General features: G+C 32.8%; 12 protein-coding genes. 8 read left to right on the top strand and 4 right to left on the bottom strand.

The genetic code is table 11. The annotated features are described in order from the left end of the window. Positions 1–245: 245 nt before the first annotated feature. The 4 genes from JHL15_RS16240 to JHL15_RS16225 form a co-directional block, all read right to left on the bottom strand. A complete protein-coding gene (locus tag JHL15_RS16240) occupies positions 246–926 on the bottom strand; it encodes a response regulator transcription factor (protein ID WP_200247421.1) in 681 nt (226 codons plus the stop codon). 366 nt (positions 927–1,292) lie between these two features. After that, the gene (locus tag JHL15_RS16235; protein WP_200247419.1) at positions 1,293–2,045 is read right to left on the bottom strand and encodes a sensor histidine kinase; all 753 of its coding nucleotides are present in this window, start codon (positions 2,043–2,045) and stop codon (positions 1,293–1,295) included. Continuing rightward, a complete protein-coding gene (locus JHL15_RS16230; protein WP_234047794.1) occupies positions 2,015–2,662 on the bottom strand; it encodes a hypothetical protein in 648 nt (215 codons plus the stop codon). Before JHL15_RS16230 ends, JHL15_RS16235 begins: the two co-directional genes overlap by 31 nt. Beyond that, complete coding sequence (locus JHL15_RS16225; RefSeq protein ID WP_200247415.1) at positions 2,646–3,353, bottom strand: hypothetical protein; 708 nt, start codon at positions 3,351–3,353, stop codon at positions 2,646–2,648. Before JHL15_RS16225 ends, JHL15_RS16230 begins: the two co-directional genes overlap by 17 nt. A gap of 424 nt (positions 3,354–3,777) precedes the next feature. On the opposite strand from JHL15_RS16225, the gene JHL15_RS21260 reads away from it, so the two are divergent. From JHL15_RS21260 to JHL15_RS16185, 8 genes are all read left to right on the top strand, one after another. After that, positions 3,778–4,683 carry a RebB family R body protein gene (locus JHL15_RS21260; RefSeq protein ID WP_234047793.1) on the top strand — a complete coding sequence of 302 codons (906 nt, stop codon included), beginning with the start codon at positions 3,778–3,780 and terminating at the stop codon, positions 4,681–4,683. A gap of 244 nt (positions 4,684–4,927) precedes the next feature. Further along, positions 4,928–5,254 carry a nucleotide pyrophosphohydrolase gene (locus tag JHL15_RS16215; RefSeq protein ID WP_200247413.1) on the top strand — a complete coding sequence of 109 codons (327 nt, stop codon included), beginning with the start codon at positions 4,928–4,930 and terminating at the stop codon, positions 5,252–5,254. Between the two features lie 10 nt (positions 5,255–5,264). Further along, on the top strand, positions 5,265–7,445 hold the full coding sequence (locus JHL15_RS16210; RefSeq protein WP_200247411.1) for a DNA/RNA helicase domain-containing protein: 2,181 nt from the start codon (positions 5,265–5,267) through the stop codon (positions 7,443–7,445). Positions 7,446–7,629: 184 nt separating this feature from the next. Further along, the gene (locus tag JHL15_RS16205) at positions 7,630–10,599 is read left to right on the top strand and encodes an RNA-dependent RNA polymerase family protein (protein ID WP_200247409.1); all 2,970 of its coding nucleotides are present in this window, start codon (positions 7,630–7,632) and stop codon (positions 10,597–10,599) included. A 54-nt stretch (positions 10,600–10,653) separates the two neighbouring features. After that, the gene (locus JHL15_RS16200; protein ID WP_200247407.1) at positions 10,654–11,289 is read left to right on the top strand and encodes an immunity protein Imm33 domain-containing protein; all 636 of its coding nucleotides are present in this window, start codon (positions 10,654–10,656) and stop codon (positions 11,287–11,289) included. Next, a complete protein-coding gene (locus JHL15_RS16195) occupies positions 11,282–11,992 on the top strand; it encodes a hypothetical protein (protein WP_200247405.1) in 711 nt (236 codons plus the stop codon). Before JHL15_RS16200 ends, JHL15_RS16195 begins: the two co-directional genes overlap by 8 nt. Before the next feature lie 9 nt (positions 11,993–12,001). Beyond that, positions 12,002–12,328 carry a hypothetical protein gene (locus tag JHL15_RS16190; protein WP_200247403.1) on the top strand — a complete coding sequence of 109 codons (327 nt, stop codon included), beginning with the start codon at positions 12,002–12,004 and terminating at the stop codon, positions 12,326–12,328. Positions 12,329–12,559: 231 nt separating this feature from the next. After that, complete coding sequence (locus tag JHL15_RS16185) at positions 12,560–13,726, top strand: NUMOD4 domain-containing protein (RefSeq protein WP_200247401.1); 1,167 nt, start codon at positions 12,560–12,562, stop codon at positions 13,724–13,726. Positions 13,727–13,939 lie beyond the last annotated feature (213 nt).

Below are 13,939 nucleotides of genomic sequence, written 5' to 3'. Positions count from 1 at the left end.
CCGGTAATCTAATTTCATAGGATAAATTACGGAATGAATTTTCAAAACATACCATACTGAGAAAGAATACAAATTTTATAACCCGGAAAAACACCACCGTCATAAATTTGTATTCTATTCAGTATCCATTTCCACCAGTCAATAGTTACTCTCAACTATTAACTCTCAACCGTCAACTGTCAACTCTCCACTCACCATTTCCATTTTCAACTTTCAACTTTCCACTTTCAATTTTCCACTCTCAACTACTTATCCAACAGCACAATCTCATGCGCGTTCACAATACCATTCTGCACCGCATAGATCACCAATCCCGCCATATTTTTCACGCAGGTTTTGATCATCAGATTGGTTTTATGGGTTTCCACCGTTTTTGGGGAAATGAATAAATGATCTGCAATTTCTTTCGTGCTCATTTGTTGGCAAACCAGTTTGAGAACATCAATTTCCCTTTCTGTAAGATCATCTTTCGAGTAGGCATGAAACTCAGGGAGCTTATTGGAAAGTTGTCCCCGCATCACCTCAACCTGTTCATCGGAAAAATAATGCCCGTGATGATAGACCGCATGCATGACATTCAAAAGTTCTTCCAGTTCGATTTCTTTGGACAGGAAAGCATGAGCACCCATTTTTAGCATTTGTCCCATAAAAGAACGCCGATAAAAACTGGAGAGTACAATGATTTTGGTCTCCGTTTCTTTTTGAGATAGGGCAGACATTACTTCAAGCCCATCACCATTAGCCATTCTCAGGTCTAATATCAAAACATCTAGAGATTCATTTTTTGTTTCATTCAGGAAATGCTGACCACTTGTTGAGGTCAATACCACTTCATACCGTTCATCCTGATCAATATAATTTTTTAAAAGTTGTACAAACAACAGGTCATCATCTACGATACCAATTTTAATTTTTAAGTTTTTCATTTTTTATTTTAATTTTTTTGGCAAATAGGCAAAAGGGCGAATAGGCGAATTTGCTTTTTCGCCATTCAGCTTTTTTTCTTTTCAGCTAGTTAGTCATTTAGCCTTTTCGCCCTTTTGCTTTTCAGCCGTTTTGCCATTTTACGATTTCACAATTTCACAATTCCACGTTTCCGCAGTTTAGCCTTTCAGCCCTTCAGCAATTCCGCCTTTTCACAATTTTCCACTTTCAATTTTCAATTTTCCATTTTCCTCACTCTCTCACCACCCCATCTCCAATTTTCCAACCCATCCCTCAAACTCTCAAACCCTCAAACCCTCGAACTCTCTAACCCCGAAACTCGTACCCCGCATCTCTCACCCACCCCCTCAACTCTCAATAACCACACACGCAATAAACTTCGTCCCCCTTTCCGGCTTTGACTTCAACTTATACGCTGCCCGGATCTTTTGAGCTCTGGTCTGGATATTCCTTAATCCGATTCCGTGGTGACTGGTTCCTTGCTTAAAGCCACTACCGTTATCTTCTATAGTTAGCATCAGATACTCCAGGGATATTCTTAGGGAGACATCGATTTTGGTGGCATTGGCGTGCTTTAAAATATTGGTTACCAATTCCTGTACGATCCTGAAGATATTTAATTTTACGGGGCTGCTGATCAGCGTGTCTGTAATCATATGACGGAAATCAACGTGGATGGTCTTGCTGATCTGATCAAGATAATCCGCGATCAGATCCGTGAGTTCAATTTCACCCAGATCGGGAGGTGTCAGATTATGGGATAATTCCCGGATCTGCTGCATTGATTTTTTCAGGTCCAGATTCAGTTCTTCTGTATTTTTATGGTTAATATTCAGACGGATGACGTTGAGGTGTGAGATGATATTATCATGAAGCTCTTCTGCTAACCGTTCCCGATCTCTCTCTTGTAAATGCAGTGTGTTTTCCCAACATTCCGTTTGGGTATTGCGGACAAGCTGCATTACTTTCTGTTTGTTTTTTCTGATGCTTTTCAGATAGTTGATGATCAATACTGTGATCAATAGTGTCGTTAAAAAAAATAGCCCTATACCAATCCATATCCATTCAACTACCAAGCCCGGATTTTCCCACTGCGACATCCCAGATTAATAAAAGCGAGATAAAAACACCACAACAAAACCCCTCTGAAAAGCCAGATCGGTGCTACCCATTCCAGATGGTTTGTGACCAGAAAATTAAAAGTCGTGGAGATCAGGCATTCAACAGAGAAAAAAAGAAAGACGAAGATATTAACGATAAACAGGCTTTTTTCAACCTTTCCCTTTTGCAGTATTTTTATACAATAGGTCGCTGCAAAACTACAAATGATGATACTGCTGATGATATTGGAATAAAAAGTAACGGCTCTTCCGTGGTATATATTCAGTATATTGATCACCAGAAATATCATGGCATATCCGGAAATGATCCACTTGACGAAAGCCGGAACCTTGAGGAAATACCGGCTGTATATTTCCGTAAGGAGCACGAGCCCCAAAAACTGGCTTAGTGCATAATTGTAGGTATTCAATGTGTTTAGTTTCAGCAGCCGATCCACCAGATCTGTTAGTTCCAGGGCGAATTCTCCAGAGAGGAATAGCATGATCACCTCCATTGTTTTTATCCCGTTCCTGACCAGCAAGATCAACCCTGTAAGCAATGTCAGGTTGATGACTACTTGTAAATAGAGGGATAAGCTGTTATAAGAAAGCACCACTTTTTATCAAAAGTTGGTAGTTTTCAAGAGGGTCAGCAGCGGTAAAAGGAGGTCGGGGTGTAGAATAGTTTTCCGCCGTTTTACTCATTTCATTGATCGTTAGATCTTTCACTGTAATGATTTCAATATGATAGGCAAAAACCGAAGCTCCGTTTTCGGAATCATCTGTCAATCCGAAGAAACTCGTGCAGGATTGGCTGTCGTCCAGACCTAATCGCTCATAATCTGCAAAAGGAATGCAGATCACCTGTACAAAAGGTTCTGTTTTCTGTGCTTTTAACCAGGTAGTGCCATACATATTCCATCGGAAGTTGCGGTTGATCGCCGACTCTGAAGTGATGGGAGGATCAACTTCAAGGTTGGTGGTATTTTGTACAGTAACATTGGGGGAATCACGGGTGAATTCTTTCACTACAATAGTATTGAAATCACCTTTTTTATCACTTTCGGAATCGATCAGGAAGAATTTAAGCTTGTCCTCGTCAATACCCAGATAAGCATGAATTCTTTTATTGTCTGAAGTCCCAAGATTAATCTTCCATTGGTTGATCTCTTTTCCCGAAACAGAAAAGTGAGTTCCCTGGTTTAAATAACTGAGAATCTCAGACTCACTTCCGTCATTTCCGCTCTTATAAGCGTCAATCAATACGCGCCATTTTTTAATGGATTGGTAAATACTTTCAGTTGTCATGGTATTAGTTTTTTGTGAATGATAATAAATTATTTTTGAAATTTACAAAAAAAATGGTTTTTAAATCACGTGGATAAGAAATAGGAGTAATTGTGTTGTTAGACTGTTCATTACTACCATTTTAGCAGATGTTTTAAAAAGTTGATCAGGTTGGTAATGTGCTGAATTTTAGTTTTTTATGGGTTTTTTAATACGTTGTTCCGATGTGGTTCTCTTGTGTAGCTTTTAACCGTTTTCCTCTTATGCTGTTTGTTTTTTTTCTTAAAAATCAGTTTTTCTACTGATTCGTGATCGTATTTTGTTGAATAAATTTGTGCAGAATATCCTGGAATGAACAACCATACTATGAAATCTTGTACATGACAACTAGAATTTTCATGTGAAAGAGCATCATAAAAACTAATAAACATCTAACACCAGAAACATGAATCACGCTAACCAACCTCAACCCGCAAAAATGCCCAACCTGCGATCTTTACAGGAATTAAACAAAAATTTTTCTTTTAAAAAGGAAAAAGACACAGCTTATTTCAGCAAGAACAACGCTGACAATAGCAGCAACCGTTTTGTGTATTACTTACAAGCGGCTGAGATTGAAGCAATGCCAACCATAAGACTGGTTCATTGCATAAATGGCAATAATGCATCCAACGAATACCAATCATTTGTCGTAGAGCCTAAAGATCAATGCACAGGAATTTCTATCGTAAGAATTAAATTGGATAATCTAAAAAACCTGCATTGTCATATCGATATTCTTCCTTTTACTGCTCTTAAAGATATTGCTGAACCGGAGAATGATTCGAAAGTTCTTAGTATCAATACCGAAAAATCCAAATTTGTTCTAAAAATGAATATCGCGATCAGTCAATCTGACACCGATGAACCTATGTACACGGTTCATAATGTCGATGTCAACAGCCTGGAAGATTTTATAACTTCTGATGAGATTATTGAACTGAAAAGAATATTAGAATTCCATGCCGCTAAGTTAATTGCACACTATATTCTGGAAGGACATTATATCATACATGGCAATTATCAAAATAATACGGTTTCTTTGGTTTCTGAAAATGATCTTCCACAGATTCCTAGAGATCAAATGAATGAGCTGCTTTCTGCCAATATTGCTGCAGGAAGTATTGCTTTGGGGAGTATGTATCAAAGTCTGGCACATTCTACAGGAATTCTATTTGAAAATGCCGTGAGCAATCAGAATCAACAAAATTCGTTGGCACAGGCGGCGGCTAATCAAGGGATTATGCAGATTTATAGTTTGGATACGGTGGCGGATGCGGTGGGTATTGCGATGATGTTGGGGATGGTGTAAGATTATGTAATATAATAGGATAAGTATGATCTTTCCAAATTAAGGCTAATCTTGTGGAAATTTTAAATATTGGATTGAACTATAAAAGTGTACAAAATACTTTATAAATCTAATGTTTCATTGAGATGATATGAGCATAGTATTTTTGGAAAATATTTATAAAAACGGATATTTTTAAGATGATTATGCTTAAGATTTATTATTTTTAATGTTAAATAAGATTTCACTTTATTAAACAATGTTTATGATAGATCAGAGTACAGTAGAAAAGCTTTTGAAATTTCGTGATGAAAGGGACTGGCAACAGTTTCATAATTCAAAGGATTTGGCACTAGCTTTATCGATTGAAGCGTCCGAACTTTTAGAAGTATTCTTATGGAAGAAAAATGAGGATTTTAATAGAGATAAACTGGAAGAAGAACTAGCTGATGTATTGATGTATGGGCTGCTTCTTGCAGACAAAAACAATATAGACATCAATAGTATCATTTTAAAAAAATTGCAGAAAAACGGTGAGAAATATCCGGTAGACAAGGCAAAAGGGAAGTCGGATAAATATGATGAATTGTAGATTTTAAAAAATGAAAAATTTTACAATTACTGAGGAATACAGCTTTGACCACCTCGCAGAAACTAATATTAATACCCATCATAAAGATTATACATCTTGGCCAATAGTTTACCTCTTAAAGAATAAACAGAATAAATCTGCTTATGTTGGCGAAACAACAGATGTATTAACCAGAATAAATACTCATTTAAAATCAGAGGAAAAGAAAAAATTATCGACGGTAAATCTTATTTTAAGTGATCTCTTTCACAAATCTGCTACATTAGATTTGGAAGCTAACCTGATTAAGTACATTTCAGCGGATGGACAATATACGCTGCAGAATGGTAACCTGGGAATTTCAAATCACCAGTATCATGAAAAGAAAGTATACTGGGAGTTATTTAAAGATATTTGGGATGAACTTAGACAATTAGGTATTGCTCGACATTCACTAGACCATATCAACAATTCTGATCTTTTCAAATACTCACCGTATAAATCACTTTCTAAAGAACAGATTAAAAGTTTGAAAACAATCTTTAGCTGTTTGTTGGATGAAGGAGCTAAAGTTAGTCTCATTCATGGCGGAGCAGGGACAGGTAAATCTATTTTAGCTATTTTTTTATTCAAGCTCCTCAAAACTAATTTAGAAGATTTTAATTTCGCAGATTTTGATGAAGAAGATGAAGAACTTTTTTCTTTATTACAAAAAGTAAAAGACAAGTTTTCTGATTTGAATATGGCATTGGTAATTCCTATGGCCTCGTTTAGAAAAACTATTTCTAATGTGTTTAAGAATGTGAATGGTTTATCTAGTAAAATGGTCATCGGACCTTCAGAACTAGCAAAAAATAAATATGACCTCATCATTGTTGATGAAGGACACCGCTTAAGAAGGAGAGTGAATTTGGGTTCTTATTTTGGGACATTTGATGTTAATAGTGAGAAATTAGGATTAGATAAATTTACTACTTCAGAACTGGATTGGGTCATTATACAAAGCGAGAAATCAATCATTTTCTACGACCAATATCAATCTATAAAACCATCGGACACCCTTAAAGAAAGCTTTAAAAAATTAGAATTAGAATCTTACACCAGGGTTGAAAAATTAAAAACGCAGCTTCGTGTTCGTGGTGGGAATAATTATATAACACTGGTTCACAAACTTTTTGATGAGCCTTCAGTACTTCCTGTAGAAAAATATAGGACTGATGATTACGAATTTTATCTTTTTGATGATCTGGGAGAGATGGTTGACCGGATAAAAAAGAAAAATGAAATTCATAGTTTGTCAAGAATGGTTGCGGGATATGCCTGGGAGTGGATTTCAAATAAAAATCCAGAAGCGCACGATATCATTATTGGTGAAAACAAATTAAAATGGAACAGCACTTCTATAGATTGGGTTAACTCTGTAAACTCTATCAATGAAGTAGGATGCATTCATACAACCCAAGGCTATGATCTGAACTATACCGGAGTTATTATCGGTCCAGAATTGGATTATGATTTTGAACTTGGAAAGTTAATTGTAGAAAAGCAAAAATACAAGGATAAGAATGGAAAAAACTCCATCAAGAATGAAGATGAGCTATTAGATTTTATCATCAACATTTATAAAACAATATTACTTCGGGGAATTGAGGGGACTTATATTTATGTTTGCAATGATAATTTAAGACGTTTCTTTAGTCAGTTTATTCAGTCTTTTAATTCTGCACCAAAAGAGGAGAACCCAATACAATTTCTAGATAATCCAACTGAAATTTCAATACCTTTTTATGATCTCAATATAGCAGCAGGATCTTTTTCTGAATTGCAAGAATTAGAAAATGTAAAGTTCATTGAAGTGGATGGAATAAGTGGAAAAGATGATTATTTCGCTTGTAAAGTAGTAGGTGAATCGATGAATAAAATTATACCAAACGGGAGTATTTGTCTCTTTAAAAAGTATGTCGGAGGCTCACGAAATGGATTGATTACTTTAGTTGAAGGGAGAAGTATTACTGATATAGAATTTGGGAGTAATTATACAATAAAGGAATATTCTAGTAAGAAATCAATTGATGAAGAAGGCTGGCATCATGAAGAAATAGTTTTACTACCGAAATCAAATGATTCCAATTTTGAACCTATTATTCTGAGAGATGAGGAGACGGTTGATTTTAATGTGGTGGGGATATTTGTGAAAGTGTTAAAAAAATAAATGCTCTATTTTTTCGATATTAATAAATTAAATATTCATATGTGTATTAAGAAAAGTATGTGTTCTTAAGATAGGTGTTTTAATATATGTAATTGGAAATAAGTGGCTTATTCAGTTGAGGCGAAAGTTATATTGATAAGCTGTGCACTAAATAAAACTAATAACAATAAAATATAATAATATAGTGGCTAAAGAATTTTTTTTTGGATCAGATCAAGTGACTAAAGAGGAGCTTCTATTTACATACCGAAAGGTTAAAAGGGAACTCTATTATGAGCGAGATTATCATTACCTCGAGAAGGTAGTTGCATTTGAGGAAAACTTAGTTAAAAATATAAATTTTCTTTATAAAAACATAAATAGTAAAGCAATTAGATCTTTTTTACAAAAAGATCTAATTGGAGAGGCCAATTTTGTCTTCAAAAGTATAAAATCTGAAGCTGCCAATTCTAAACTAAAGGTAAAGGGAACAATTAGTAATATAGATCGAGGTTTGATAAATGTTGATGATGTTGATTTTAGATTTCTGGGTGAAGTATCTATTTATTTTCAAGTTATTGGCGGGTTATGGTTAAATAGAATAGGTTATAAACTTGATGAAAATTTTCCCTCTAACCTATATGGATGTAGATTAAAGAGAAAAGATAAATCATTAAGCTTTCCATATTACAAGCAGAACCATACTTTATATAAACCCTATTTTTCTAATTACCAAAAATGGCAAAATGACCTATTTGATTCTATAGATTTGAGAGCTAATAAGGATATATTGGTGCTTACAGCAGATTTTAGTAAATATTATCACTCCATTAAAGTAGATTTGCTTAAAAAGAAAGCAGAAAAGCTATTAACAAAATTAAATATTAAGTTAAATAGAGTTGATAAGTTTATTCATGAGCTATTATTTAGTATGATTAGTTTTTTCAATAAAGAAAATAATCTAAAGTATTCATGGTTTAAAGAAAATGATCTGCTTTATTCAGAGTTTGGTCTTCCCTTGACTTTAAATGCAAGTAAACTATTATCTAATTTATATCTATTAGACTTTGATAGGGACATAATAAATAATTTGAAACCAATATATTATGGTAGGTACGTTGACGATATTATCTTAGCAATCGAACTAGGTGATGAAAGAACTGATGATCTATGCATTAGTAAAGTCTTAAATAAAAGACTCGATAATTTTTCGATAAAGGAAAATAACCTAAAAGAAAATGAGCATAGAGATTTTAATCTTAAGTTTAATATAGAGAAAGAATCAGTTTTTATATTAAATAATTCAAAAGATAGAGTCGAGCTAAATAATCTAAGAAGAGCAATCAATAAGAATTCTAGCGAGTGGAATCTACTACCTGTAACACAAGAATATGATAAGATAGATAATATTGATTTATCTTATAGCATTAATGAGAAATGCGATGAAACTACTGGAATCAGAAAATCAAGTAGCCTGGTAATCAAAAGGAATAAATTTGTTAGAGAAATAATTAGCTTTGAGACAAGTATAAGAAATTATGAGCATAGAATATGGAAAAAAAGACTAAATAACTTCTTAAGTGTTACTTTTGACTACATTTTTGAAATAAAAAATTTTATAGACTTAATCAAATACGTGCCTAGAGTTTTTGGATTATTAGTACATAGTAGTGATGAGGAATTATCTCGAAGATTTTATTTTACATTACTAACAGTTCTTGAAAAAATTGACAGTTCAAAAAATATAGATAAGACACAGTTTAGTATTGCTAAAATGTTCTTAATGAAGAAAATAGAGGAGAATATAATTTACAGTAATTCAATAACGAATGTTGATAATGAATTTCTGGTTAAGTGCTTTTCTACTTTTTCAATTAGTTTTAAAGAAAATGTTATTAGGTATTTCCGGTCAGATTTGCATATGATTCCTTATAAGACATGTTATTTTAAGTATGATTTTTTAAGGAGAAATTTAGAATGTAAATTGGATGAAAAGGAAATTAAACTTTATACGAAGACCTTTTTTAATAGAAATATCATTGATTTTGTTAATGAAGAATTAAAATTAGTAAATGAAAAACATGATGAAAATACAACTTGTTATAAAATTTCGTCAAATACGGGATTTTACTTTTTTACTAGGAGAATAACGCTTCTTGAACTGTCAATTTCTTTTAAAAATTGTATTGTTAAAAAGAATAAAGAATTCACCAAATTAGCAGAAAAGTACTATCATAAGTATAATTTGAAAATTAGACAAGGAGATGGAGTAGATATACCTAAAGGGTATGATTATATTCAGTTTCCTGAAACAAAAAAAACAATCTTACCTCGAATTTGTAATACACACTTTAAAACCATAGATCAATCATATGATGCTCATGTGCGAAGTCTAACAGAGCCTGATATTACGAGAAATGATAGGTTTTTTAACATAATAAATGATATTATTAAAAGGAGACATGAAGTTGACTATGTTATATTTCATGAGTTAAGCTTGCCACGCCATTTATACGTACAAGTTGCTGAGAAACTAGGAAGAATAAACATAAATTTGATTGCTGGATTAGAATATAAAATAGATAGGATTCAAAATCGAGCTGATAATCAATTATTCTATTCTTTAACTGTAGATGATTCAATGACAGGATCAATTGGGCTTTTTCAATCTAAACTAATACCTGCTATTCATGAAGGTAGTGAACTTTATAATAGAGCCGCTTTAAATTTGTATCCTGATTTTAATAATAAATTCATCATAAAACATAAAAATTTTGTTTTTTCAGGTTTAGTTTGTAATGATCTTTTAGATATTAATAATAGATCCGCATTAAGGGGGAAAATTGATTCATTATTTATTGTGGCATGGAACCAAGATATTGAAACTTATCATCATTTAGTAAAATCCTCAACTTTAGATATCCATTGTTACATTGCATTATGTAACAATAAGATATATGGTGATGTAAAAATAAGTGCACCATATAAGAAATCTTGGAAAAGAGACTTACATATAATACATGGGGGGAAGTTTGATAATTTTATGATTTCAGATTTAGATATTGGCTCATTACGAAATTATCAGAATAATAAGGTTCCTCCGGCAGAACCATTTAAACCATTTCCAACAGGTTTTGAATTGTGGGAAGAAAGAAAAGACAATATTAAAAAATAAGATCATTTCAGGACTATTTATGAGGATATAAAGCTCATTTTGAAAATTATATGAATGATAGAATATAAAGAAATAACCATAAAATCCGACAAAAAATATTTTTATACCAATGGATTAGTTTCCTTTATCAATAAAGAAATTAGATTATCGATTGGAAAGTATGGCGAGGATGAATATGTATCTGTTATCAAATATATAATCGACTATATTGTGACTGAGAGTCCATCCATTTCTGAAGATCAAACGATTGCTTATTATTCATGGGTATTGCAGTTTAAATCAGAAAATGAAAGTTATTATGATTTATATGAAGTGGAATTTGATGGGGAAGGCTTTCATAAAGGATGTGATTTGTCTATTTCTATTATTAAAAGTCAATCAGAATTATGTTTTCAATATGGAGTAGTTCCACAATTTCCAAGTTTTAGCCAAAGTATAGTCATATCAAAAGGAGTGTATGAAGGAAAGGATATTGAAGCGATACGATATGAATCTCCACAAGATATGTGTGGATGGTGGCTAATTACAGATGATTATGATAATAATATTCAGTCTTTAATGACTGTTCATTATTACCATGTTGCATTTAAACGTCCTGATATTTTGAAATACTTAGCAGTACCTTTTGGATATCGATTTTTAATGGAAAATGGGGAAGTTAAAATAACTAAAGATGAAGAGGGTGAATAAAAAAGAAGCACTTACCAAGGATTTAGAAGAAAAAATTTCTAGAGCTATTTCCAAAATAGGAGATGTACCTTTTCATTTAATTCCTAAGATAAATGAATCTAATGATAATGCTTCTCCTTATGTAGATATTGGTGAAGATGGAGTAATTTATATCGTGATTCGGGAAAGAGGAGTTGAATATGAAAGAAATTTTTGTAGAGATACTGATGATGCTCTTTTAAAACTTTTTAGATATAATTCATCTGAGATAGCAAGAACAAAAGAAAAGAATAATCCAGATTATCCATTGAAAACATTATACGCATCCAACAGAACTTTCAAATTATGGGCTTATACGGTAAGTCATAGTTCTTTACTTTTAAGGAGTGAAATGAAATATCCAGATTTAGAAGGCTACTCAAAAGAAACCTCATATAATATAGATTTTGAATTTTGGGCAGTGAGTTATATTGATATTCCAATGAAGCTTGACCAAGTACTTGTTAAGAAAATTACTGAACAAGAGTTACCAGCACATATTGATAGGAATTTATTAAAATATGATATGAAAATATTTCAATTACAATCAAAGGAGCAAGCTTATCATATCATTGCAGGTGGACTTTTAATTGGTGAAAATAGATGGGAAAATGAAGACAGGATTTTTAATTATCATTCTAACTTGGAACACGATAAAATAATTTTCTGTACAAATGAGAAATAAAAAAACAACATGAATTTACAAGAATTAATCAACTACTTCCGCAATGGCGGAACATATAAAGACTTTTGCCATAATCAATCATTAGATCAGACCTCTGAAGCCATTGAAGTCTACATGGAGCAACCATTAGAGCTAAACAACAACTTAGCATTTTTCGAAATTGAGACCACAGAAGGCAGCCTTGAGTTTGTTAAAGACGGGATTAGATATTATAGCTTATTTGGTTTTCCTTATTTTATCAATGTACTGGAGCAGATCAAAAATTCGGATCATGGTGATCTGACCGATAAAGATATTGCTGAGCTTTTGTATAATCATGCAATTAGTAAAGAATAGATTGAAGTAAGAAAATTGGTTTGAACATTTATAAAAAATAATATAACATTTTCTGTTTTCTAAAAGCTTGCAAATCAGAAAAATAAATGATCTTCATATACAGAAATGATCATTAATGCAGCATACTGTTTCAACAATGAGACTGTATTTTTTTGTGGGTGAAGTTTCTATTTCTTATTTTCGGTTGATCTCACACATAACAACTGATAAATTGTACCATATTTCAAGCGTATGAAAGACACTTTTGACATAAAGGATGAATACCTTCATGAAGTTTTATGCAATAGGTCTTTAAAGGATCTTCCGGGAGAAGAATGGAAGGTTATTGAAGGTTTTGAAAACTATATGATCTCAAACTATGGGCGGTTGAAAAGTCTGGAGCGTATCACTCAGATGCCTCACGGAGGTGAAAACAGAGAACCGGAAATGATCATGAAACTTATTCTGGTCAAGCAATTCAATAAGTATTTGAATCGTTATCATTATAATATACATTGCTCTTTATCATCAGAAGGAAAAAAATATGCAAGAGCTGTAGCGCGATTGGTGTATTATCATTTTGTTGAAAAGTTTGACACCAAAGACCGTAAGATCCTCATTTCTTGTAAAGACGGAAATAGATTTCATTTGCATAGCAGTAATTTAGAAACCATTTCTGCCAGTGAAAAACAAACGAAGGTCTTTTTGGAGGATAGAGGGAGAAATGTAAGGGTTGATTATGAAAAAGCTGTAAACCAATATAGCATTGAAGGAGATTTGATTGCTTCTTTTGAAAGCATTTATTCTGCAGATGAAGCACTAGGTATTGCCTGCGAAAGTATTATGGACGTAATCAATAAAAGATTTCTGACTGCTGGAGGATTCCGATGGTTTCTCAAAAGTGATCATGTAAAAAAAGAGGATTTTTTAGTTCCTCCAAAACCTGCCACAGATAGACTACTGAATCAATCTCTTTGGAAAAAACTGGGTAAGCCACCAATTGATAAAAAAAATCCGCCTGCCTGTATGAATCTCTCTATTAAAGATCTACCAGGTGAGCAGTGGAAACCAATACCAGATTTTGAAGAACAATATCTGATTTCTGATAAAGGAAGGGTAAAAAGATTGGCTAACTGGACTTTGAAAGGACGAAGAGTTTTTTTAAAAGAACAAATCCTATCTCTCATTATGAGTGTTCATAAGAATAGTGATTTTTATTCTCTTTATGCCATATTGAGGCATAATGAAAGGAAAGCTGTTGTAACCATTACCAGGCAGCTTTACTATAGTTTTGTAGAAGAATTTGATATAAAAGGTAAAACATTAGTAGTTGTTAATCATAATAAACCGCTATGGGATATCAATATTGAAAAACTTTCACTGCGACCCATCCATTCGGTGTTAAAAAAGAAAGAATAAAAAAATAGACTGGGATCAGATAAACGTTAAGACACCTGGAAAAAAGAAAAAAAATATCATGGTCCACAAGTGAACCATGATATCAAAAAGTTTCGAAACGATTTTTCCTGGTAATTGGGTTTTATGTTTGTTGTCAATTCATATTCAATAATTTTATCTTCCTTTTTCAAGGATGAGATATTTTTTATTTAATCTCGCAGATTTTGCAGATTG

The sequence above is a fragment of the Chryseobacterium paridis genome, assembly GCF_016595215.1.
GTDB lineage: Bacteria > Bacteroidota > Bacteroidia > Flavobacteriales > Weeksellaceae > Chryseobacterium > Chryseobacterium paridis.
The sequence above is the reverse complement of the archived record's forward strand: the minus strand, read 5'-3'. Positions and strand labels throughout refer to the sequence as shown.

Coding starts and splice junctions, on each gene's coding strand:
- JHL15_RS16215 (WP_200247413.1), top strand. CDS start 4,928: ATGATAGATCAGAGTACAGTAGAAAAGCTTTTGAAATTTCGTGATGAA.
- JHL15_RS16240 (WP_200247421.1), bottom strand. CDS start 926: ATGAAAAACTTAAAAATTAAAATTGGTATCGTAGATGATGACCTGTTG.
- JHL15_RS16210 (WP_200247411.1), top strand. CDS start 5,265: ATGAAAAATTTTACAATTACTGAGGAATACAGCTTTGACCACCTCGCA.
- JHL15_RS16225 (WP_200247415.1), bottom strand. CDS start 3,353: ATGACAACTGAAAGTATTTACCAATCCATTAAAAAATGGCGCGTATTG.
- JHL15_RS16200 (WP_200247407.1), top strand. CDS start 10,654: ATGATAGAATATAAAGAAATAACCATAAAATCCGACAAAAAATATTTT.
- JHL15_RS16185 (WP_200247401.1), top strand. CDS start 12,560: ATGAAAGACACTTTTGACATAAAGGATGAATACCTTCATGAAGTTTTA.
- JHL15_RS16190 (WP_200247403.1), top strand. CDS start 12,002: ATGAATTTACAAGAATTAATCAACTACTTCCGCAATGGCGGAACATAT.
- JHL15_RS16235 (WP_200247419.1), bottom strand. CDS start 2,045: ATGTCGCAGTGGGAAAATCCGGGCTTGGTAGTTGAATGGATATGGATT.
- JHL15_RS21260 (WP_234047793.1), top strand. CDS start 3,778: ATGAATCACGCTAACCAACCTCAACCCGCAAAAATGCCCAACCTGCGA.